23 protein-coding genes are annotated in these 22,172 nt (G+C 57.4%); 1 reads left to right on the plus strand and 22 read right to left on the minus strand.

Annotated features, from left to right (window positions below):
* On the minus strand, positions 1–1,498 hold a 1,498-nt coding region (locus AS26_RS08540; RefSeq protein WP_062308472.1), incomplete at its 3' end, for an IS1634 family transposase.
* Between the two features lie 212 nt (positions 1,499–1,710).
* On the opposite strand from AS26_RS08540, the gene AS26_RS08545 reads away from it, so the two are divergent.
* Positions 1,711–1,989: a hypothetical protein gene (locus tag AS26_RS08545; RefSeq protein ID WP_062308476.1), complete on the plus strand. Its 279-nt coding sequence runs from the start codon at positions 1,711–1,713 to the stop codon at positions 1,987–1,989.
* Between the two features lie 23 nt (positions 1,990–2,012).
* Here AS26_RS08545 and AS26_RS08550 read toward each other — a convergent pair whose 3' ends face one another.
* From AS26_RS08550 to AS26_RS08655, 21 genes are all read right to left on the minus strand, one after another.
* Positions 2,013–2,264: an AbrB/MazE/SpoVT family DNA-binding domain-containing protein gene (locus AS26_RS08550; protein ID WP_062308479.1), complete on the minus strand. Its 252-nt coding sequence runs from the start codon at positions 2,262–2,264 to the stop codon at positions 2,013–2,015.
* Positions 2,265–2,482: 218 nt separating this feature from the next.
* Positions 2,483–3,301, minus strand: a complete 819-nt coding sequence (locus AS26_RS08560; RefSeq protein ID WP_062308481.1) for a hypothetical protein — start codon at positions 3,299–3,301, stop codon at positions 2,483–2,485.
* Positions 3,279–3,749 (minus strand): gamma-glutamylcyclotransferase family protein, encoded by a 471-nt coding sequence (locus AS26_RS08565; RefSeq protein WP_062308483.1) that lies wholly within the window; start codon positions 3,747–3,749, stop codon positions 3,279–3,281. Before AS26_RS08565 ends, AS26_RS08560 begins: the two co-directional genes overlap by 23 nt.
* Positions 3,750–3,813: 64 nt before the next feature.
* Positions 3,814–5,490 carry an amidoligase family protein gene (locus AS26_RS08570; RefSeq protein ID WP_062308485.1) on the minus strand — a complete coding sequence of 559 codons (1,677 nt, stop codon included), beginning with the start codon at positions 5,488–5,490 and terminating at the stop codon, positions 3,814–3,816.
* A 42-nt stretch (positions 5,491–5,532) separates the two neighbouring features.
* A complete protein-coding gene (locus AS26_RS08575) occupies positions 5,533–5,838 on the minus strand; it encodes a hypothetical protein (protein WP_245629684.1) in 306 nt (101 codons plus the stop codon).
* A gap of 146 nt (positions 5,839–5,984) precedes the next feature.
* On the minus strand, positions 5,985–6,866 hold the full coding sequence (locus tag AS26_RS08580) for a type II secretion system F family protein (protein WP_062308489.1): 882 nt from the start codon (positions 6,864–6,866) through the stop codon (positions 5,985–5,987).
* An 18-nt stretch (positions 6,867–6,884) separates the two neighbouring features.
* On the minus strand, positions 6,885–8,261 hold the full coding sequence (locus tag AS26_RS08585) for an ATPase, T2SS/T4P/T4SS family (protein WP_062308491.1): 1,377 nt from the start codon (positions 8,259–8,261) through the stop codon (positions 6,885–6,887).
* Positions 8,262–8,332: 71 nt separating this feature from the next.
* On the minus strand, positions 8,333–9,049 hold the full coding sequence (locus AS26_RS08590; RefSeq protein WP_062308494.1) for a CpaB family protein: 717 nt from the start codon (positions 9,047–9,049) through the stop codon (positions 8,333–8,335).
* A gap of 11 nt (positions 9,050–9,060) precedes the next feature.
* A complete protein-coding gene (locus AS26_RS08595; RefSeq protein WP_062308496.1) occupies positions 9,061–10,212 on the minus strand; it encodes a ParA family protein in 1,152 nt (383 codons plus the stop codon).
* Entirely contained in the window at positions 10,196–11,302 is a 1,107-nt protein-coding gene (locus tag AS26_RS14690) for an EAL domain-containing protein (RefSeq protein ID WP_245629685.1), read from the minus strand. The genes AS26_RS08595 and AS26_RS14690 overlap by 17 nt, the downstream gene beginning before the upstream one ends.
* A gap of 5 nt (positions 11,303–11,307) precedes the next feature.
* The gene (locus tag AS26_RS08610; RefSeq protein ID WP_062308500.1) at positions 11,308–12,324 is read right to left on the minus strand and encodes a ParM/StbA family protein; all 1,017 of its coding nucleotides are present in this window, start codon (positions 12,322–12,324) and stop codon (positions 11,308–11,310) included.
* Positions 12,325–12,363: 39 nt separating this feature from the next.
* Positions 12,364–13,533: a CpaE/TadZ family protein gene (locus AS26_RS08615; RefSeq protein WP_062308502.1), complete on the minus strand. Its 1,170-nt coding sequence runs from the start codon at positions 13,531–13,533 to the stop codon at positions 12,364–12,366.
* Between the two features lie 14 nt (positions 13,534–13,547).
* A complete protein-coding gene (locus AS26_RS08620) occupies positions 13,548–14,489 on the minus strand; it encodes a hypothetical protein (RefSeq protein ID WP_062308504.1) in 942 nt (313 codons plus the stop codon).
* Positions 14,489–14,761 carry an HU family DNA-binding protein gene (locus AS26_RS08625; protein WP_012810561.1) on the minus strand — a complete coding sequence of 91 codons (273 nt, stop codon included), beginning with the start codon at positions 14,759–14,761 and terminating at the stop codon, positions 14,489–14,491. The genes AS26_RS08620 and AS26_RS08625 overlap by 1 nt, the downstream gene beginning before the upstream one ends.
* Before the next feature lie 112 nt (positions 14,762–14,873).
* Positions 14,874–16,964, minus strand: a complete 2,091-nt coding sequence (locus AS26_RS13840; RefSeq protein WP_083516033.1) for a carboxypeptidase regulatory-like domain-containing protein — start codon at positions 16,962–16,964, stop codon at positions 14,874–14,876.
* A 19-nt stretch (positions 16,965–16,983) separates the two neighbouring features.
* Complete coding sequence (locus AS26_RS08630; protein WP_062308507.1) at positions 16,984–17,454, minus strand: hypothetical protein; 471 nt, start codon at positions 17,452–17,454, stop codon at positions 16,984–16,986.
* An 89-nt stretch (positions 17,455–17,543) separates the two neighbouring features.
* Positions 17,544–18,263 (minus strand): replication-relaxation family protein, encoded by a 720-nt coding sequence (locus AS26_RS08635; RefSeq protein ID WP_062308508.1) that lies wholly within the window; start codon positions 18,261–18,263, stop codon positions 17,544–17,546.
* Entirely contained in the window at positions 18,260–18,592 is a 333-nt protein-coding gene (locus AS26_RS08640) for a hypothetical protein (RefSeq protein WP_062308511.1), read from the minus strand. The genes AS26_RS08635 and AS26_RS08640 overlap by 4 nt, the downstream gene beginning before the upstream one ends.
* A 68-nt stretch (positions 18,593–18,660) precedes the next feature.
* Positions 18,661–21,099, minus strand: a complete 2,439-nt coding sequence (locus tag AS26_RS08645; protein WP_062308514.1) for an ATP-binding protein — start codon at positions 21,097–21,099, stop codon at positions 18,661–18,663.
* The gene (locus AS26_RS08650) at positions 21,092–21,724 is read right to left on the minus strand and encodes a methyltransferase family protein (protein ID WP_062308517.1); all 633 of its coding nucleotides are present in this window, start codon (positions 21,722–21,724) and stop codon (positions 21,092–21,094) included. Before AS26_RS08650 ends, AS26_RS08645 begins: the two co-directional genes overlap by 8 nt.
* A complete protein-coding gene (locus AS26_RS08655) occupies positions 21,721–22,170 on the minus strand; it encodes a hypothetical protein (protein ID WP_062308519.1) in 450 nt (149 codons plus the stop codon). The genes AS26_RS08650 and AS26_RS08655 overlap by 4 nt, the downstream gene beginning before the upstream one ends.
* Between the last annotated feature and the right edge of the window lie 2 nt (positions 22,171–22,172).

A 22,172-nucleotide genomic window follows, 5' to 3' on the forward strand; every position in this document is an offset into this window, starting at 1 on the left:
TTAGGGGTTCCGTTTCCCGCTTCATCTTCTCTCGGATGAGATATCCCAATACGCTATACAAGAGCAGGGATAACAGCATGACGAAACCGAACGCTTTCACCCGTGTCGGCTTATGCAGGTAGATGGGCCCCACGTGATACGGGCTTTTCAGATACCGGAAACGCGCTTCCACCTCGTGTTGTTCCTTATACAGGCGGAGGATCTGTTCATCTGACACGCGCTGATCATCGCGGATGTCGGTGATGAGGACAAACGTCGCTTCCTTCTCTCGCCACTGCTGAACTCGCTCCTCAGAAGGCGGCAAGATCGCCACTTCCACACGGTACTGTGTATGCACCGGCGGTGGCGGGTCATCTTTGCGCGGGCGGCCGCGGCGCGCGCGTTTTGCCTGCACCTGCTCGGCACATATGCGGGCCGAGATGGGATGCAAAGTGGCACGGTGTTCGTGCATGAAGGTCTGCATGGCCATCTGCGCATCTTGTTCACAACTGTAGACGTTTTGGTTCATCGCCTTGGCCGCTTTCTCCAGCGCAGCCTTCTCACGCTTGAGCACCTCTTCGAGCTTGCGCTCCTTCCGGGTATCAAGGCTGGAGGAGCGCACCACCACGAATCGATACGTTCGCCCGTACAGCGTGCGACGGAAGGCCTGGATCCTGTAATGAGCGCTGTCTTCCGCCTCAGCGAGCCGACCGACTTCTTTCCAGCTGTTTTCTTTCTCCCATGCCGCTCTCTTCAGGTCCTCGGACAGCTTATACGTCCCCGGCAGTCGTGAGATGAAATGGATGTCTTCCTCCGCCAAAAGCTCAAGGTTGTCCTTCGTCACCAACGCCGCGTCCGCGACGTAGACGCTTCTCTTTCGCGTCTCCTCATCGAGCTGGCTCAGGAGTTGCTGGATGTTCTCGAAATTCCATGTGTGATCGTCCAAGTTCCCAGGGTTGACGTTCGCGCATAGCCCCAGACCATGGACGGTGCAAAGTCCAAACACAATTTGTTTGAGATCAGGCCGGTGGTCCTTGGAGAATCCCCGGTCAATGCGAAACGCTGTTTGGTCCAGGTACTCACCTGTCACAGAGAGCGACGTGGTATCCGCATGGATGGGGATGAGTTCGTTGGAATCGCTGAGCACTCGGAGTCTGCGCAGCGTGTGTAGGGCGATACGCGCGTATAATGCCTCGAGACCCGCGTCGTACAAGGCATCCAGAGCCCGGGCCAAAGTGTCATCATGGAGATCGTCTGCGGAGACGCCGCTTCCAAGCAGGACTTCCACATCCCGTTGCGCGTAGAACTCCTCCACTCGGTAGAGGGCCTCGCGGTTCGTGCCGATATTAACCAGCAACGCCTTGGTACGCAGCCCGACGGAGAGTTTGCTATCCGGACGTGGCACGAATTCGTCGATGATCTCTACCCACTCCAACTCATCGATCAGTCTGGCTAAAACGGGAGCGGGCCCCATGACATACGAGCGAACTGGACCGAACAACTGGAAAGCCTCCCGCACGAAGATACGACGCTCTATCCAATTCCCCGTGTGGGATCAAAATTCCTGTCGAAAATGAACACAAGCCAGAAAAACGGGCGCGAAATGTGGGTCAGCAACACTTGGAGTATCTTGAGCGAAAGCGCACCTGATATACGAACACATGTTTGCATTTTGAGTCCGACTACGGTATGATTTTCTCAAAAGTCACTCTTCTTTTGGGAGGGAACGTCATGCCCAAAAAGAAGCAGACCACTGTCGTCGAAGACCCCGAACCGCGCATCAACGGTTTCACCGAAGCGGAGTGGCACGAGATCTCCGTTCTCATCGGCGAAGCGATTGAAGCGGAGACCCCGATTCGGATCACCCTTAAAAGCAAGCTTGGAGACAAGGTTCTTGAGGGCGTGCCGTTCGTAAAGGATTCGAGGCTGTATCTGCGTTCAGCGGAAGGCTCCTCCGTCCAGGTTCCGCTTGAGCGGATGGCCAAGGTTGAGGAAGCCGTGCGATATTGAAGGGCCCGCTTCACCCGCGGGCCTCAGCTCACTTTGCTCTTCGTCTTCAACTCCTCCAAGCACGCCGCGCAGACGGCTCGCTCGTGAAAGACCTTCTCGGCTTTCTCGCCGCAGAACACGCATTTGGGCTCGTACTTGCTCAGAACGACGGTGTCGCCTTCCACGTAGATCTCGATCGAATCATCTTGCCCAATGGCCAAGTCCTTCCGCAGGCGCTTCGGGATCACGAGTCGACCGAGATGATCGACCTTCCGAACGTACCCTGTCACAAGCATCCGTCATCCTCCCCCTCAATATCGACGCCTCATGATCATCCATCCTACACCTAACACGACAACTATGAGAAGCAATAGCGCAAACGGCAAATGCCGCGCCAATTGCCAGCCGATGCCCCAACCGAACCCGTGCACGATGGAGCGCCCGAACTCGTGGAGCAACGGGTGATACGCATAGTGTGAATACGAGTGATAGTGATGAAACACAACCTCTCACCTCAGTCCGTCTTCAGACCCTTGTCGCGGATCTCCTGTTTCAGTTCCTTGAGCCACGCTGTCTCGGTGCCGTCCGCCTCAAACAGCGCATTCGCCGTGTAAGGCGGGACGTAGATGTCGTCGGCCTCCAACAGCACGTATCGATCCGCAGGTGACTTTTCCTTTTCGAGCTGAGGATAGAAGTCTGTACACGAGCGACCAATGGGCGCGTTTTCACTCGTGCGCTGATAGTACGCCGTGCAGAGCCCGTCCCGCCAGTAACGGCAGCTCCCGCAATGCCCCTCTTTGACCTCCCGCAGCGCTGCGTCGCCGCGCAGGACGTGCACATCCGCCCGTTCCATCACAATCAGCGCACCATTTCGGATCAAGGACTGGATGAGCGTCCGGTCGTTGAAGATGTTCCACTCGACTTCTTCGTCGCTCCACTCCATCTCCTCGTATTCCTCGGCTTCCTCCGGGTCTGCATAGGGCGGCGGCTGCGTGTTGTCGAGGATCAGCACTGGTCCGTACACGATCTTCGAACGGATCCCCACCATCGTCATGTCGTGATGCAGGGGCTTGACGATCTCAAGCCGCATCAAGGCCTTCGTGATCTCGTCATCCGTGTCGAAGAACGGGTAGTCCATGACATAGGTCAGGATCCCCACCGGACAATGCGTCTCCGCCGCCTCGCGATCGAGGAACTTGACCATGTACTCCTTCGTGGGGACCTCGCCTTCCCTGAGCGGCGTCCAGAACTTCGCCCGCCAAGCAGTGTCGAACGTGCCGTCCATGATCCGCTGCATCAACGCCTCCGCGTTAGGCTGTAACTGCTGTTCCATACGTGCCTTCCTCCCTTAACCGAGCAATGTGTTGTTCTACGCGACGCCGATAGGCTGGATTGACAATGCCGTCGAGAATGAGCTGCGCGTACTCATCCGACGGTGCGATCTCATAGGTCAACGGATGAACGAGAAAATACGCTTCGGCTTCTTCCCATTCCCCAGCGCACCGGACGAACACGAGGAGACGGCGATAGACATGCGGCGCGCCTTCGCGGCGATCCAGTCGTTTAACCTCTCGGTCCGGAACCCACCACAACACCCCATGCACCGTGTGACCGCGCGCCGGGACGATGTTCGCCACGCCGCCGCGCCGAGCCTCGGAGTAGCCGTTGAACGCGAGCCGATGCCCGAACAAAATCGCGTCGTCATAGAGCATCTGGGCGGCCGGACACGTCCGCCGGAAGTCACGCTCGTTCATGCAACTTCCATAGGCAAAGTAGATCATCCGCACCGCCCTCCTTTTGCCTTGATTGGAATCTCCATCTTGATTTGAGTCGAGTATACTTCTGTCACCCTCTGCTGTCAACATGTGTTTGTTCTTGATAAAAGAGAGGAATTTCGCCTCGGACCCATAACCCTGTCGCGATGCGACGCAGACGGTCGCTCCCGAGCGTATCGAGGAACTGGCGGAAGCGTCCTTCCGCTCCTTCGGCCAGCGCATCTGAACTGTCGCTGCGGAAAAGCGCCGGAAGACGCTCAGCGCCAGGCATGTGTTTGCGCAGATACGCTGCCTGCATCACCGTGGCGTTCGCCAACTGGATCTGGCGCTGGATGATGATCGGGTCCAATGAGCCATTGGGGTATCGGAATTCCACCGTTGGGACGTTGTGCTCCACGAACTTGGCCGTGTTGACGATCTTGTATCGGTCTTCGTGCCAGCGATAGCCAATCAACTTGCGCGAAGCCGACATCGCGGTGTCATTGCGGCGCAGTTGACGAAGGTCGCGCAGGCGCAACGGTCCCGCGTAACGCAAACCGCGGTGTTCGGTGACGGAATGACGGTCGCTCGCCGCGCCCATCTTGTAGTACTCGTTGCCAAACCAGTACATGTAACGCGCAAGCCGTTGCCAACGATACCCCCGGTCGTCGAGGATCGAGTGGCTCATATGAATGTGCAGGCCGGTGTGCCGGTCTGTTTTAGCACCCAAGTTTTGCGCGATCTCTGTGATTTTGCGCAGTGTTTCCCATGTTTCCGGTGTGTCACGCAGTGGTGGCGAGACAACCTCACCGCCATCATCTAGACTGCCGTCATATTTGACAACCCACCCTGTCGATTCATTCACACGAGTGCTGTACGATTGTTGGTTCCGTTGCGTTGAGAATCCGTAAGCGTATAGTTCGCGCGCCAGTTCGTCGCGATTGACGTTCTCTAACTCGAGTTCGATCCCGAAGGTCAGATCCGACCCATCCAGCACGTTCACCGTCTCGTACTCTCCCAGCCCCTCAAGCGTCCGAGCATGGTCACGAAACGCTTGCCACCGTGCGTCGTCCCGGCTCATGTACACGCCGTCGTGGCGGTGCAGCTCGTGCCAGGCGTAGAGCGCGCGGTCGCGCTCGTGGTCCCATGCGACCTCGCCGTCGACGATATGGGTCAGGATCGTCGGCGCGGCGGATACGCGGCTCGTGGTCTCAAGCGGCACCTCAGAGCTTGCTTCGGTCCTCATTGCTTCCGCGACGCGCTCGGCTTCGGACTGCTCGGCCATCCGGCGTTCGGCGGCGAATCGGTTGTAGCCCTCCATGTGCCGGCACACCCGATGCCGATGCTGATGATCCGGACACGAACACGCGACAGCCACGGCGCCAGTGCGGTCAGTGGTGACGACGTACTCGCGGCCCGACTCGGAGTGCACCTGCACGGCGGCGTCGGCGAAGTGGTGGAACTCAAGCACCTCTTCCCGTTCACGCGTCCTGCTGAATTGGTCTGCGATCATGCCGGTGTATGTCGGCACCGTCGGTTGTCGACGAATCCTCGCCAGGAACCGGGCCTTCGCGTTCGCGATGGCCATCTCGTTCACGCCGACCATTTCGTCGCGATGCCTCGCCCACGACTGGCGAATGCGTTCGGCGGTCTGAGCCGAGATCATGGCAATGAACTCGGCCACGTGCTTGGCGCAGACGGGTCCGGTGCCGCGAGAAACCGAGACCGGGTTCGTCAGACGTTTGGAGCAAACGGCGCAGGTAGTCATACAAAAACCCCTCCTTCATCGCTAGGAGGGGTGGAAGGCAATTCATCCAAATCGCTCGACAAACGTTTCCCAGTCCATCGTCGCCACATACACGGTGTCCCGCTGAAGCAAGCGCATGAGCTTCGGAATGCGCTTCACGCGCCAGTTGTAGACGTTATAAAGCCAGAGAAAGATGAGACCCATCTGGTCTCGCCAGAACTGCACCGGTTCTTCGTGTTGCTGGAAGCCGTCTCGCGTGTAGTCGATCCAGAGACTGTACCCGCGCACTTCGCGGATGTCCGTCCGACCGCTCTGCGCCAGTTTTCGGTACGCCCGCAGGCGTTCTCGCTGAAACTTGTCTTTGTCCATCCAATACCAAGGCCACCATGAAGACGGCGTGTGATGCAAAACCGCCACGCCGTTTTTCACGGTGACCGTATAATGCCGTGTGAGTCGTTCGGATTTTAAACTTCTTGGTTGGAGTTTGAAGGATTCCTCCACATCCGGACTCGCCATCATACTTCGATCACTTCTCCTGTGCGCCAGATTATCCAGGTGCACGTCAGCATGAGGAAGAGAACCAACCAAAAACCCGTGTGAGCCAGAGGGGTCATGTATCGTTGAACACGCGGATAGGCGAGGCCGAACATCGACACGACGATCCCTGCATAGATGAGGCCGTTTCTACGCCCTGCGAGTGTTTTGGCCCGAAGTTTCCGACGCTTGTCCTCATCCCGTTCGATTTGTTCTCGGTACTTGAGCCAGAGCTCTGCCAAATCCGCATGATACTTGGTAGCTTCCTCTGTCGCCTTCGCAAGTTGTACCATCTCTTCAATCTCCCACCGCGACGCTGCGAGCATCAGCGCCTGTTCCGGGGTAACCCGAAGTCCACGCCAGGTTTTCGCCAGCATATCAAACTCTGTTTTCAGGTGCTTGTCTCGTGCAATGCGTGCCACATCTTCGAACGCCGCTTCCAAACGGTTTGTCGCACGCAATGTCGTGATCGCAATCGGTAGCGCTTCGCGCACGAGTGCATCGAAGAGTGCTCGCTTACGCTTGCGATATCGATACCGAATCCATCCAATCGCGCCTGCGACCGATGCGGCTAAGCTTACGAGCACACCAAACAGCACCGACTCTTCTGCAAACGAGATGACCACTGAACCGAGCAAAAAACCGGTCGCGGCCCAAGTCAAGAACCATCCCGGCTTTACACCGCCTTCCCGCATTTCATAAGCCAGGCGTTCCAGTGCTGGAATCCGCCTTTTTACAGGGCGATAACGTTCGCGTATGGACGCAAGCCACAACGATTCTTGATGCGCTTTCCGAAGGTCGGCCTCCATGAAGAAACACAAGAGCGAAAGCCCGATGAACACGCCGATCAGTTGCCCGATCACGTGCTTCCCTCCCGAATCTCAGAGATAAACGTATCGGATTTCTGGATTAGCTTGAACCGGCAGTCCCGAAATAACGTAACCCTGGACATCGGCCTCGTGCGCCATGGCCTCAGTGATGCCATGGAAGCGCCACGTGTCCGTCTTTGGCTCCCATTGCGCAATCACGATGTAAGGAATGCGGCGTTCCTGCGGTTCGTACGGCAGAATTTCCGAGATCTCGACCACGCGTTTCCCGCCCTTCTCCGGCACCGACATCATGCCGATGATGTGCCGGACGCCCATGGTGATGAGATCGCCCACCATCGTGGTCGTTGGCCTGGATTCGTGGCTCGAGAGCAGCGCGGCGAGCCTTCGGAGCGCCGCCGCTGTGTCCGGCCAACCACGAACATGGAATGTGCTTGCGGTCTGATACGTCACGGTCGACGCAGCCTGGAAGAATTCCCACGTCACAGGCGACGTGCGAATTTCACCGATATACACGTTGTCGAACTGCATGCGCAACGTATTCACGACTTGTTGGTCCATGGTGACCGCACCTTTACCCTCGGCATTTGGCGCACGCTCATAGAGCCGTGCCGCGCGTGCACATAAGGGTTGAAGTTCCGGCATCTCTTCGATGATGCCCGAGATCCGATCTGGCGGCACAAGCCCTAGGAGCGCCGCCATCAGCGTCGATTTGGACGACCCCGTGCCTCCCACCACGAGGAAGGGCCGCGCAAGCCGTTGCATCCATTCGAAGAAGTGCAAAATCGTCTCGTCAAACGTGTGAAGCTGACACAGTTCCTCCAGGGTGAAGTTGCGGAGCGGCTTGCGGATCGTCACAATGAGGCAGTCCCGCTCTAGGCGTCTTCCATCTTCATCCTCGGGAAGGGTCCACCCTGCGGGTCCGCCGACGACGTGCATGCGGTATCCGTCCGGCAGGATGGCATCGCAAGACGGTTTGGAGAGGTCAAAGTGATAGTTCGTGCCCGACAGCTTCTTTTGTACGAACGCATAGAGTTCCTCGTTCGTCATGCGCCCCTCGGTGGACTCGTAACGTTTCCCGGCCTTGATGTAGAACGTCCCGAAGTCGCCATAGATTTGGATGTCGGACACAAGCGGATCATCGATGAGGCGCTGGATCTTGCCGTACGAGTACATATCATTCAGCGCCATGGTGATGACGTACTCCCGGTAGGCGTGCGGCACTCCGATTTCGCCCGCAAGGCGGCCGAGATACGCATACGCTGAACGGCGCGGCGGCAGGGCTCGCCACCACTCGTTCCGACGACGAATCTCCGCCATCAGGCGTTGGTAATACGGTTCTGCTTCTTGGGCGAGGCGGTCGATCTGGGGCTCGCCCCGCAGCGTTTGTTCCATTTCGCGTTGCGCGCGTTCAATCTCCGTGATGCTCATTTTGATCACACTCCTTTGGTCGCAGACTCAAAAACGAACCGCCCCTCATAAAGAAGGGCGGTTGCATGGCATCAATGTTTGTTCGCTTTGGGCATGGTCACTTTTGGAACAGATTGAGGAGTGGATGTTGCGTTCGGTACAGAAACGGTGCCTGCCGAGTTATTCGGCAAAAATACCACACGCGCCGAACCGGATAGAATGGCTTGCGCGATCTGGTCATACTCGCTTGTCGGAACAAAGAGATAGAGTGTCTTATTGGAACTATTGTTGTTGATGGAAAGCGGCGAGTTGTTTTGCTGCTGCGGCGCCGACACGGCCAACACATGCACCGGATAGAGTTGGGGCGTGGCGTTCTGCCCAGAAGGATTGATGGCGAGCGCAATGTCTTGCCCAGGCTGCACGGCGTTGGCGAGCGCCGAGTTCGCGGCGTAATCGACGAGCACGCCGCTCACATGATGGGCTGCGGCATATTGCGTGACCAGGGCCTCCAAATCACTGGCCGTCGCCACCATGCCCATCGTGATGGGCTCGCCTGGCACCACAGACACCGACAAATAGTGCCCGGCAAGCGACTGCCCGCTCGTGATAGCTCCCATCTGTCGCGCAAACATTCTTGGCACTTGTTCCGTCCCAAGCTCTGAAGGGTTGACCGGGGTATCCGCCGGGATATAGGTCTTTGCCGTGATGACAGGCACCGTGTCTGTCGTCAGTTTGTATCCCACGGCAAACAGCCCGCCTGCAATGACCGCCAATCCAACACCCGTTAAGAGAAACGCACTTCGCTTCATGGTTTCACCCCTCATTTGGACTTCGTTGACGTATCAAGAACGCTCACCGCGCGCAGAATGCGTTGAATCTCCGCGTTCGTCTTGCGTGAACCCATCGGCGCCAATCCTTGTTGAACACGCTTGTACATCCCATCATCTTCACGTACGACGCCGACCACGCGATAGCCGATTTCCCGTCCCAGGAAAGCGACGATGTCCGCGGCGCGTCGAGGCCGTTCCCGAACGCGGTTCAGAATCAAGTACGCAGGACGCTCACCTTGTTGCAAAAACGGTCGCAAGTCCGTCCACGTGGTTCGATCGGTCGTCGTGACGCCCAAGACGACGTCCGCTTCCTGCAGTGCCACCACAGTCGAGATCAGTTGGCTGGCATGGGTATCGAGCACCACGTAATCCGCGTACTGCCCAGTAAGATGGATTAAGCGCTCTGCGCCGTCGCGGCTCAGCCCCAACGGACGCTCACCTTTCGGAATGAGCCACCATCCGCCCGCTGTACGCATCATGTTCTGCTCAAGCTCCGGATCTGTGAGCGCATCTGGCAAGGTCTCAAATCGATCCGCGGTCACCGTGCGGTCTGTCCGAAAGAGTCCGGCCAGATTTCCATTGGGATCAAGCTCCGCCAAGACCACGCGTCTGCCCTTGACCATCAGTGCACTGGCCATGAGCGCCGAGAGCGTCGTCTTTCCCACGCCGCCTTTCACGCCGGTCACACAGATGACCTTGGCACGTCTAGGCGCGATGCTGAGATGTTCAAATGGTTTTGTCTCACGAAAATCGGTGTACGACGATTTCCGCGGTCGACTCACGAGAGATTCCAGTGTCACCCTGCCCTGTTCCTCGTCCGCTTTGCGTTCCCAATGCCGTACGTAGTCCGGTGCCGGAGGATACGGCACGACGTCGTCATAGCCCGCTTGGCACAGTTCCGCATATCGTTCACGCGTGATTGTGTCGATGGTGCAGTAGAGAACCGATAGTCCCAATTGTTCTTTCACTCGACGCACGGTCGCTTCGTTCCATGTGTCGAGAAACAAGGCAAGCGTGAACGACCGGGTATGACCCGGCATAGCATCCTCATTGGAGACCACATGAACCGCGATGCCCTGACGTTCCAAATAGCGTTTCAGTCGCTCGCCGCGCACCGGATCATGGTCAAATACCAGCCACATGCTGTATCGCCTCCCACAGTTGCTCGAACTTTGCCCTCCATACCGGATCGCGACGAGTCAACGGCTCGCCGACCAACGGAGATGTCGCCTGACGCATGTCCCACGGCACGACGATGGTTGGCTGGAACGCTGGCGGAAATAGCCACGGAACCCCTGCCTCCTCATACCCGATGAGCACAAACAAGATGGGACGTAAGCTTTGCTGTTTGGCCCCGAGCGCAGTTTCGATGCGTGCAAGGTCAGGGGTTACACCGTAGATCACAATGTCCGGCGTCACTTCTGCTTCCTCATGGTCGATGCAAACCCATTCGGGTTCAGGATGCATTCGTTTGACGTCAGCCCATCGTTCGACCACGAGCATACGCCGATTCCATACGCGATAGGGCGATCGAGGGTCTGCGTAAATCACACAGTGCGGCACGACTCCGGCCAAGTTCCATGCCAAGAAACTTTTCGCAAATCCTGCGAAACCCACGCTCCTCATGCTGCGCCTCCCTCCATCGGGACCGGTCGCCCGTAGAAGAACCCCTGTCCGTACGTCACGACCCAACTTCTTGAGCCACATATCCTGTTCATGGGTTTCAACTCTTTCAACCACAAGCTCCGCCTCGAGCTGCGCCGCAGCGTCCATGATCAAGGGGAGAAAGAACTCCATTCCGCTCGACAGGCGAACTTTCACAAAATCCGGTCGCAACGTTGTCCACCGTGGTAATCCATTGAAGCCATTACCAAAATCATCTAAAGCAATCTGCAATCCATGTTCTCGGTAGGGTGCCAAATACGAAGCGACCGCCTCGATGTCGAGGCGGCTGCGTTCGGTGATTTCAAGGACAAGTCCCGTCAAATCATCGTCTGGGGCAAAAGGTAAATGTTGTGTTGCCAAAAGCTCCGCCGTGACGATGACGAACACCCTGGTTTGCTGGGTTCGCGCCAGATGCAGAGCTGTTTCGACAATGTACCGATCCAGATCGACCAACAAGCCCGCATCGGCCATGACTCCCAAGGTATCTTTCGGATGCGCCAACAGGATCTCATGGCCGTAGGTCGACCGATCCATCAAACGTACAATGGGCTGTTTACGCAAAGACACGGCCATCACCTCCCGCTCTCGGCGCGCGTCAACCCATAAAGGCGATAGCCTTCCGCATTGGCCATTTGGGGATTGGGCACCACGACGACCCGTGGAAACATCCGTTGCAGCGTCGTTTGGACGATTCGGTACCCGCCACCTGCGACAAACACGGTGTGTACGCGCTTCAAAGCCTCCGCGCCCAGGTGCTCTTGGATTCGTCGAACGATAAGTCCACCCATCCGCTCGATGTGCCGCGACCGCTCCGGCTCGACCGACACGGTGTGCCCGCCATAGAACACTTCACCGCGCGCGTACAATTCGTCATACAGGCCGTCGGACAAAGGCGGTGTCTCGCCGGTCCGCTGCCGAAACACGCTTGCCAACGCCACATACAGGTCATGGACGCCCACGTCCACGGAGTCTGACAAGCGGTTCATGAGGCGCAATTCCGGCTGCGTCTCAAACGTGACAAACCCCGTCGTTCGCGTCCCCACATCCACCAAGAGTAGGTATCCACCGTGTTCCGTCCATGCCGGGTTACGCAGTTCCAACGTCGCCGGATCCAAGAGACTTGCAATCATCGCTCCCATCGCTTGAGGAATGACCCGCACGCTTCGCGCTTCCACTTCCACGATTCGGCCTTGAATTGTGACACGTCCGCGCAGCGAAAGGAGCCGCTCTCGAAGCGCTGCCCGTTGTGCCTCGTAATGTGCAAGCGGTAATCCCGTCACGACATCCAGCGGTTCGCCGTCCCTTGCGAAAAGCGCCAATGCCGTGAGCCACAACGCCTCGGTGTCCGTATCCTCAAACTTCTTCGTTGCAAGGTTCCAAGCCGCTTGGCTTTCTTGGCGAGCCAACTCACCCACAAAGACGCGGCGGCTTCCAAAAGGCGTATCGATGTGGACGTCGTATTCCGGCACGCCAAACAGGTCGGACAAGAGAAGTTCATGCGCCTCACCCACAAGCGCCGGAAACCGATTCGAACGTTCGCCATTCGTCGCCTTGACCCATCCATAGCCGAGATCCACGCCGATGACCATGAGCGCACCTCCTCTGACTCTGCGCAGGTTGTAGGGCAATCATGCCTTGCGCAGGAATCCAAACCACCGCCGCCTCTCTCGCGTTGCAGACCATCCCAGCACTTCGTCCCAAAATGGCCGCATGGCCTGAACGATCCGTTTGCCATTCACGCCTCCGCGTTTGTCAATCGTCGGATCGAACGGCACCACCGAGCGGATCGAAAACGGCAACAGATAGTGTTGCATCGCGCGCTCATCGGCCCGAACCCTTTTGGCTTTGTTCAGGATGGGTGCCACTTCATGGTTCGACAACCCCGCAAACACAAGCTTGTCAGCATGCTCCTGGATCCGAGCGAGTTGATCGACCGCAGGCACCACCACAAAAAGCACTTGCGTCGTATAGGGCAGTACCGCTTGATGGATCGGTGTCCATCCTTGTGGCATGTCCAACAGAACGACGTCCATCTCTTCAAGACACAGATTCAAGAGATACTCCGCATCTGTCGGATCTTGCAAGACGACTTCCGGGCTTTGCGGCGATGGGAAGATGTGCACACTGGACTCATGAACCAGACAGATCCCGTCTCGAACGGCTTCTTCCACCGAACGACCTCGCCATCCCCGGACATCTGGAGCATCTGCGAACCCAAACTTTTGTGCGATGTCACCGTTCATGTCGAGGTCAATCACCGCCACACGTTTGCCACGCAACGCGGCATAATATGCCGTGTGCGCACCGAGCGTCGAGCGCCCCGCACCCCCTTTGGGACTGTCCAGCATGATGACAGGCACAGTTCGCCGACGAACCCCAGGCGTCACGGTGTGTCGAAATCCTTCAACTGCGTTCAGGGTTACGGTTGCATACGGCGGCTTAGCCTCCTGGATCGGCGGCAACGACGAAGGTGTGGCGGACGGCGCAACTTCGACGTTCTCCATCGTAGCGACGGGCTGCGAGTTTTCGCTCGTCCGTTGGCTGCGCATCTGCTCCGTCCACCGCATCACCGCCGACAGGTCAAATGGTAAGGTGAATTCGAAAATCGGAATCTGGGGTAGCCGTTCGCGAATGGCGGTGGTTACGCCTAATCGCGCATCGATCAGGATCCCTTCCACATCCCCTATGGCCGCGTATCGTCGTAATTCGGACATGGTGGTGAAAAGACGCAGGTCTAAAATCCCTTCACACTGTGCCAGGATCTCTTCGGATGAGCTCGCACAAAGAAGCGCCAGCACGTGTCCACCTCCCTTCATTCATCCAGCACGAAGCCGACCACCTCGGCTTCGTGCTCGCGAGAGGCTCTCTGTTCATCGGGAAACGCCTCCTGCGACCCTTCTTGATTTGCCACTTGAAGATCGACCTCAAGCCGAATGTCGTGTACATCCTCGTCCATGGCGAGCCATAGTTCCCAGAGCGCCGATGCGAAGGAAGCGTGTTGAGCTGCCACCGGCACCCCTGTCGTCATGGCTTCATAAGCTGCCGCGCCAAAATCAGGGACGATGAGATGGGCTGCCGATTCGACCTCCAAGCCCATCGGCACACGGTTGATGACGAGCCAATAGTTGTCGTCGCGCATGATGGGGAGCGCCTTGGCGGGATCGCAGTCCTGCACCAGAATCACGGCATCCGCGTCTACGACGACGTTCGTGTCCGATGTATCGATGACCCAGACCTCGCCGCCTTCTGTCTCCGTCGTGCCAAAGACGATGTCGCGATAAGGTGGTGACACCCAGGTTGCGAGTGGACTTGCACTGGAAGCGCTGAGGAGCTTCGCCTTCACACCGCGAGACACAAGGACGTGAAACAGGTTCCAAGCCATAAACGTCCCGCCCGCTTGGCGGCTTGACACGATTTGCAGCCGAAATGGCACTGGCTTGCATCGCACAGGGGGAGATTCGAAATCGCGCAGTAGAAACGCCAGAACTTGCGAGGCGGTGAGCCGATCCTGCATCGGCACGGCGAGAATGCGTTCCTCGGGGATACCCAGTTGCCGAGCCTTCTTTACGATTCGCTGCGTGCCCGCAACCAATTTCACGGGCACCTGCGCTTGCAGCGCAGCTTTCGCGGCAGCAATCTGCGTGACCAATGCCCATTCCGCCCCCTGTGGTGCTTCCACCCATTCCACCTGCGGGAGCATGGCGCGAATCCATGCTTCCGCGTGGTGGTCTCCAAGCGACAAATACCCGCGCATCAGTTCACACGCCCCTTCAAAGCCCCGGATGGCCGAAAGCGCACCGTGGCCTTTTCGGGAACGTCGATCATCTCGCCGGTCTGAGGATTCCGTTGCCGACGCGCGGAGCGCATCACGTACTGGAATTTCCCAAGCGGCGGTAAGGACACTTCTTCACCCGCTTGCAATCGTTCCGTTGTCACCTCGCAGAACGTATTGAGCACTTGTAACACCTGAGACTTGGGTAAGCCCACCCTTGCCTGTACTTCCGCCACCAGTTCACCCTTGTTCACGAGCTCTCGCTCCTTTTCAAGAAGATCTTTCATTCGTTCGAGACCTGTAAGGCAACACAAAAAAAGCCGCCCGTGGGCGGCAAAGCATATGGGAATCGGACCAGATCGTCTCTTAGTTTTGTGCGAATTGAATCAATGAAATGTATCCATTGCTCCCTGAATCGTAGAGATCCCACGTACCCGGTGTGAGTGGCACAGGAATCATATAGGTGTAGGGCGTCGTATTTCCAAATCCACCAGACGCATTCCCGTAACAGAAATTCGGACAACTGTTATCATTCGTAGCCATCGTCGGCGTAACTTGAATGATTTGCCCCGTCGATAGATTGCGCAGATACACATAGGTCCACGATGGTGCATTCCAAATGTCTAAGTACAGCGTCCACGTGTTGTTTGCTGTGGGTGGAATTGTGAAATAGAAGTCTTGCGTAGGTGTAGGCAACGGAGCCCCGCTGTACACGGTGATGGTCTGCGGTGCCGTTACAGAGATCGTTTGAGTCACCGTCACACCGTCAGCCATCACGATGACCTGCACCGAACCCGCCTGCTGCGGTGCCGTGTATGGGATGGAGAAGTCTCCATTGCCATCCGTTGTGACGAAATGCTCGCTTGCGTTGTTCACATACGCTGTGCCTCCAAGTGTTCCTGCGGACACAGCGACATTCACCACTTGATTCGCCAAAGGCTGGCCATTGAAAGACACATGACCCGTGATGTTGGTCTGTGCACCCGGCGCAAGCGATATCGGGTTGATTGTGACCGTTGGCATCGAAGCCGACGTGGGATACGTCACGTTCGTGCTTTGAGAGGTCCCAGTTTGCGGATTCACCACTTGGATGGTCAGTTGATCGCCAGGTCGGAAGACCCAGCTTCCATTCCCATCCGTCCAATTGGTCTGATCGGAGAGGCCATAGCCCGCAAACCCTGATACGACAATCCCCGTGTTCGTCCAAGATTGGACTTGCGGCTGAACCGCATCCCCAGGATGCCCCGCTCGCCATCCTTGCGTCGGATCATCGATCATCAACATCCCCGGTGTAACTTGAGAGGTATTCCCAAACCCATATCCGGTGATCGTCAAGGACGGCGGCCACGTCGATGTGTTCCATCCCACAGTTAACATTGGATACCAGGTTACATGGATCGCTGTTGACTGAGCAAGCGTTCCGGACGTGCTATTGGCGTTTCCAACAAAGGCCACATACGTGTGTGTGCTCGGTGTCGACTGCGAAACGTTTGCCGTCAAGGTGGTTCCATTCGTCACCGGTCCAGCCACCCACTGACCCGTGGTTTCATCTAAGATGTCGAGTGCATACGGTGCCACGTCCTGGTTTACTGTGGCCGTCAGCGTGACATCTTGACCGATGCTTACATCGGAAGCGCTGGCTTGGAGCGACACCGACAATGCAGGACGAACTTGCACCGAAGTGGATGCACTCTGACCAAGGCAGGTAGCTGTGATCGTATAAGTCCCAGCAGCCGACGGCGTAAACGTTGCCGTGAAATTTCCGTTATTGTCCGTTGTAACTTGTGATGGTGACACACTGCCCCCGTTTGCAGATACGGATACGAGAAGGCCAGGTACGCCCGATCCGTTCGACATGACTTGCCCACTGATCGTGACAGGCTGCCCGGGGAACACATTTGTATTTGGAGAAGCTTGCAAATCCATTTGAAACGCATTCCAAGTGACTTGCACAGGTGATGAGGCGCCGACAGGTGAGTTGCCGTGACTTCCAATGTAGGCGACATATTGATGAGCGCCCGGACTTGTCTGTGAAATGGTTGCGGTTGCCTGAGTACCGCTCGTCACCGCCTGTCCGACCCATTGTCCAGAAGTCACATCGTAGATGGCCAATTCATATCCGCTGACGTCCTCGCTCGCCGTGGCGGTCAACGTCACACTTTGCCCAACCAGCGCCTGTTGTGTACTGGCAGACAGCGACACTTGCATGCCCACAATGCCCGTCTGTTGCACGGAACCGTTGCCGTTTTGCACACTCACGGTGTACGCCGGGATGTGCTGACCCCACAGCTCCTCGGCCATGCTATCTGCCGCAACCGCCTGTCGATTGCCGCCATGGGCGTACAACACCCATAGACCTGTGGCACCCGCGCTTGCAAGCAATACCCCTGATAGAATGAGGATGATTCGCGGCACCATGTGGTCCGGTCCCGCTTTGCGCCAACGCCATCCTTTCATAAGCCTTGCCTCCTTTCTGTTATGGCCGTAAAATCGCCAGAAAGAGCAGAACAGTCATTGCCAAGCCGAGAAAGAAATAGACGCCGAGAGGCGCCAAGCGTCGTTCTTCGCTCTGCACTCGGGACCCAGCGAGAACAGGCCAGAATGGGCGCGATACCAGAGCCGCTACGAGTGCAAGAAACACAGGCACCAGGGCCAACGGCCCAAGCCCCATCCCCATCATTCCAACCATCTCGGCATCCCCAAGGGCATGAGAGCGGTCTACCATCCACCACAACGCACCGAGACTCACGCCGCAAAGGCTGAGTGACAGGAGCAGCCACCATCGGGCGTGGAAGACGGTACCGTCCACGGCGAGCATTGCAAGGGCCGTGACCCCAAGCCCCGTTTCGCTCACGCGGCGGTAAAGGATGTCGGTGAGGGCGCAGAACGCCAAAATGCCGAGCAAGACGGTGGTGTTGAATTCTAGCAAGACAAATTCAGTTCGCAATCAAGCATCACCCCGGCTGTATCCATGCCAATAGATCACAATCATTTACCAGCGAATCAATGGTTGGTTTACAATGATTCAACGGTATTTCATTCTTCAAACGTTTCCTGACCCTCGATACAGAATCGCATAGAGAGACGGTTCTCCGGCATTTGGGACCAAATCATTTCCATGCTCCTTTGCCGTGCTTCGTTCTTGGTCACCCATACGACATGACGAAAGGACTCGTCCAGGTCGGAGAGATTGGTGATATACATTTGGTATTTACGCCATAATTGCCTTGACGTTTCCGTTGCATTGTCGAATTCAATCCACCAAAACCCTCCGGATGTGCGAAGCGCAGCATCCGGCCGTATCGCCGTGGCACGCAAATCCGTGTCCGTTGCGCCAGTTGCAAGTTTCCGCAAGAACCAAAGTTCATCCGTGGCTTCACGGGTGTTGAACCATCGCACACCATCGAATCCGTGCTTTCGCAAATAGCGCATCAAGATGGCGTTCAGCCCCAGCGCGTGGCTCCACAGCGCATCCATCGTTACGGGTTTCCCGTCAATCCCCAGCATCTGATGGACATATCGCACGCCCGGTTCTGTGAGCACATATGCGTAGGAGGAGCGGTTGAGCGTCCATCCACCACGAAGGAGCGGCTCGGGATGAAGATTTCGGACGCGATGGACGTATTTTCTTAGGAGTCCTTCGTTCCAACCCAGTAAGAACACGATATCCGAACGCAGGATGACACCCGCATCAAACACCACGCCTAAAAGCTTCTGTTCCGGCGGAAACTCGCTGTTTCGCCACTCCAGAATCAATCGACATCCCACCTCTGCAAGAACGCCGTCACCGGATTACGCGGGATGGTCGGCGGGGTTGAAGGTTGTGGCTGTTGTACGGCCATCGTCCACCCTCGTGCTTGGAACGCCTTCACCACAGCTTCCGCCACCCGTTCGGTCCAATCGTCGATGTCCACACTCGGGCGTTCAACTTCGGGATGTTCCAAGCCACGCCGCATCACCGCCTCAATCGCCCGAGAACGCTGGCGTTTGGGCAAGCTCTCCAGCCAGGCGACAAGCGTTGGATCGCGAATGTAGATGTGCAGCGTGTACGGCTTCGCACGCCAAATCTGTGGTTCTTGGGACATGACGGATTCCTTCCTTAATTCCTCGGTGGAATGTAAGACAAACACGCCGCTCCACTCGGAACGGCGTGTCAACCGTATAGATCTTGCGCGCTCAGACCCCTTGACTGTCTGCGCTTCGACTTGGACATTTGCGTTTCGTCGTCAGGCCAGTATCCGTGTTCCAAATAGAAGTTCAACCGCTCTTCCGCTTCATGAGCAGGGCGTCCCAACTCTTTCTGCAATTCGTAGCCGAAAGCACGAAGTTCCTCGTACCGCTTGCGGAGCGCGGGCTTGTCGAAGAAATTGACGACGCGGGCGTTGGGCGCAAATCCTTCGTAGATATCCGGGGGTGGCGCTTGCGTTTCGCAGGACTGCGCCTTACCGCTCACTACCGTATACACCGCCGCCACGTTGTCCGGCAGCGCCCGCAGATACTCCGGGGTGAAATGCCCCTGGGTCAAATCCGCCATGATCCGCGCGCTGTCTGCTCCTACGCGAAGCGAGAAGAAATTCCCAAGTACGTCCTTGATCGCCTTTTTCAATTCGCCGCTAAACTGCTCAACCGACTGCGTGATCATCCCAAGTGACAAGCCGAACTTGCGCGTTTCGGCGATGATCTTTGCCATGATGTCGGTCTGGACGCGGTGGCACTCGTCGACCAGCAAGAAGTGTGTGAGCGACGTGCTTTCCGGCCTCGTCAAAGCCACGTGGTAATACTGCTCAATGAGCCCGCCCATGATGAGGCTCATCAGTTCCGCACTGAGGGCTTTGACGTCAATCAGAAGGATGTGGCCCTCGTCCATCCACTGGCGGATCGGCAGCGCGTACTCCGGTTGGCCGAAATAGAGCGCCGTGCTGCTTGTTACGAACGGACGCAGGCGGCGTTCCACCGGCGCGTAGTAGTCCGGGTTTTTGGCTTGCGCTGGGAACGTCTGCTCCCAATACGTGCGCACCAAAGGCGATTTCAGACGGCGCAAGACCTGCAGCCGCCAGTTCTCGTCTTTCAACATCGGGATCATGCCCGCGAGGACGTGCTGAACTTCGTCGTCTTCCTTGAACGCCTGCACACACATGTCAATGATCTCGTCGATGCGCGCGCCACCGCCGTATGCCTTGCTCAACGTCGCCACAATGGCCTCCGTCGTCAGGACTTGCAACAGATTCAGCGCCACCGGATAGTCGCGATTGGAGAACGAGATGTAATGGACCTTTTTCCAAAGCGGGCTGTCCTTCGGCAGCGCGGCCTGAAGGCGTGACAGAAAGATGAGCGTCGTTTCCGCCGCGGGGTCAATAAGCGTGAATCCAGGTTTGGGGTTTTCAGGTGTTTGTTGTTTCCAGTCGTCTATCAGAGATTGCCCCAAAAACGTGAGTGTCGTTGATTTCCCAGCCCCTGTCATACCCGTCATCAAGAAATGGCGAGTGAATTGCGCATGCGGGATCCGCACAAGCCGTGACGCCTGCGTGGGATGGCGAAGATAGCCTATCGCCACGCCTTCTGCGAATTCGTCGTCGCGGAGCGTCTGCGCGTGCTCGCGGATGACGGGCATCTTCGTCCATGCGTCGGGAGACGGCACATGCACGATTTGCGCCAGTTCCTCCGCCGACATGATGAACGGCTTGGCTTGCCTGGACGACATGAGTTGGTTCTCGGCCGACAGGTCGACGAGCGCGCCGAGCATGCCTTGAAAGTAGGGCTTCGCCCGGTAGGGTTCGTCCCCCTCGAACTGGATGGTGACATGGAACAATTCACGCAACTCGTCGTAGCGCCGGACCACCCCGCCGATCTGACGCTTTTGATGCGGCAGCACGACGGGCTTGGCTGACTGGCGGTTTGTGGTGGTTTTGCCCGCGGGTTTCCCAGTCAACGCCGCACCGAGTTCCGCCAAGGATTGACTTGCTAAATCCGCCCATACATTCCCCTGCCCGCGCCCACGAAGCTCTGGATCGGCCCTTTGATGCTCTTTCTTCACCCGTCGCAAGGCTTCGCTTTCGTCGATAGGACTAAACGCAATCTCAACGGCCATGTTGTTACCCATGGCGCGAAGCAGTGTGACCAGCGGATCTCGCTTTCCCTCGCGCGCAAACGGCAGAAGCAGGTGTCGGGCGGTCACGAACATCCGCACCTTGGGGTCTAAGCGAATCCGAGGCTTACGCTCCGGCGGCACCTCATGCCACTCCAGCGTCGGGGGCAACGTACCCGCCACACCATTTTTGCGATCCTCGGGGACGATGAGCCAGAACCACACGTCCCCGTCCTCACCCTTTTCGATGCGGAACCGAAACCAGATGGCACCTTTGTCGCGCCGCTCCGCTTTCGTTCGGCGAAAGTGAGAAAACCGTGCAATCCACTGGCTCGTATCCGCTAAGGTGTAGAGATGTTGACTTCGGGCGATCAGCGCTCGGGGTTGCCCTTCGTACCGCTTTCGTTCTGCAGCCACCTTGTCCTTGTCTCGCCACACCCCATAGCCTGCGACACCCCCGAGTCCCAAAGTCGCCGCACCGAGCAGCGCGTGCTCCAAGTCAAACACCGCGCAACACCTCCCGAAGGGTTCGCCAACGCGGGATGAACATCCCGGTTTGCGTTTGGTACGACCGGTACGCAGAGAAGGTTTTTGACAACACACGTTCTTCCGCTCGTGCTCGCATCCACTCCAAAATCACAAAGATCACAAACAGGATCCACAGGGATACTCGCCATACACCCATGCACGATCCAAGAAACGCGATGATATAGGCGACGTACAGAGGATGCCGAACGTATCGATAGGGCCCTGTCTGAATCAGACTGTGCGCTTCCGGAAGCTGGGTCAAGGCGCCCCGTAGCGAAAGCAGCGCCCAAAGCTCCAGCGCCAACGCTACAAGCTGTACGCCATACGAAACTGCGAACCGCCACGTCGGCTCGATGTACGGCCCTGGAACGACCCAAGTGATGAGCACGGGATACACCGCAATCCCGCTCGATGCCAGGACGCTAGACCCTGTGGTATCAACTCGACGCGGTGTTTTTCGTAATGAGAACCCAAGCCACACGGCTTCCATCAACAACACGGCTGCAAACGGCCAGAAGATGGGTGTCCACATCATGCGCGCCACGTTCCAAAGGAGAACGGCGATGGCCGTGCCTTGGACTCCAAATCGCACAATCGGTGTCAACTCGCCCCCACCACCGTGACCCTCATGGGCACTTGGAACGTCACAGCCCATTGCCCGCCAAACAGCACGCGAGATGCTGTATCGAGCCACGGCACGTGAAACGCGCCGCTTGCCGTCACGGTCACTTGGCTGTTCGTAACGGACGCCGATTCTTGCAAATTCGAGAACATCGCAGACAAATGCATCTCGTTTGCGCTCGTCTGCCACTGGGTGTTGGCGGCCTGAACCGGATCCGAAGACGATTGGAGCGCCGTCAAAAAGTAGCCCTGGTTGCCCGTGGTCGCGGTCACGTTCTGATGAAGCGCGGCCTGCCCCGACCAGGCTGCCGCTTCCGCCGCTGCGCGCAATTCCCGATAACCAACGGCCGCCGCACCGAAGGTCATGAGCATGACCATGAGCAAAAGCCCGATCGTCACCCAGACCAAGCCTTTGTACAGTTCTGACACGC

The sequence above is a fragment of the Alicyclobacillus sendaiensis NBRC 100866 genome, assembly GCF_001552675.1.
Taxonomy (GTDB): Bacteria; Bacillota; Bacilli; order Alicyclobacillales; family Alicyclobacillaceae; genus Alicyclobacillus; species Alicyclobacillus sendaiensis.

What these genes read in the sequence shown, in the direction of transcription:
- AS26_RS08610 (WP_062308500.1), bottom strand. Translation starts at nt 12,324, where the DNA reads ATGGTCATCGGCGTGGATCTCGGCTATGGATGGGTCAAGGCGACGAAT.
- AS26_RS08565 (WP_062308483.1), bottom strand. Translation starts at nt 3,749, where the DNA reads ATGATCTACTTTGCCTATGGAAGTTGCATGAACGAGCGTGACTTCCGG.
- AS26_RS08595 (WP_062308496.1), bottom strand. Translation starts at nt 10,212, where the DNA reads ATGTGGCTGGTATTTGACCATGATCCGGTGCGCGGCGAGCGACTGAAA.
- AS26_RS08585 (WP_062308491.1), bottom strand. Translation starts at nt 8,261, where the DNA reads ATGAGCATCACGGAGATTGAACGCGCGCAACGCGAAATGGAACAAACG.
- AS26_RS08590 (WP_062308494.1), bottom strand. Translation starts at nt 9,049, where the DNA reads ATGAAGCGAAGTGCGTTTCTCTTAACGGGTGTTGGATTGGCGGTCATT.
- AS26_RS08545 (WP_062308476.1), top strand. Translation starts at nt 1,711, where the DNA reads ATGCCCAAAAAGAAGCAGACCACTGTCGTCGAAGACCCCGAACCGCGC.
- AS26_RS08560 (WP_062308481.1), bottom strand. Translation starts at nt 3,301, where the DNA reads ATGGAACAGCAGTTACAGCCTAACGCGGAGGCGTTGATGCAGCGGATC.
- AS26_RS08620 (WP_062308504.1), bottom strand. Translation starts at nt 14,489, where the DNA reads ATGCGCGGGTATTTGTCGCTTGGAGACCACCACGCGGAAGCATGGATT.
- AS26_RS13840 (WP_083516033.1), bottom strand. Translation starts at nt 16,964, where the DNA reads ATGAAAGGATGGCGTTGGCGCAAAGCGGGACCGGACCACATGGTGCCG.
- AS26_RS08575 (WP_245629684.1), bottom strand. Translation starts at nt 5,838, where the DNA reads ATGGACAAAGACAAGTTTCAGCGAGAACGCCTGCGGGCGTACCGAAAA.
- AS26_RS08570 (WP_062308485.1), bottom strand. Translation starts at nt 5,490, where the DNA reads ATGACTACCTGCGCCGTTTGCTCCAAACGTCTGACGAACCCGGTCTCG.
- AS26_RS08640 (WP_062308511.1), bottom strand. Translation starts at nt 18,592, where the DNA reads ATGTCCCAAGAACCACAGATTTGGCGTGCGAAGCCGTACACGCTGCAC.
- AS26_RS08550 (WP_062308479.1), bottom strand. Translation starts at nt 2,264, where the DNA reads ATGCTTGTGACAGGGTACGTTCGGAAGGTCGATCATCTCGGTCGACTC.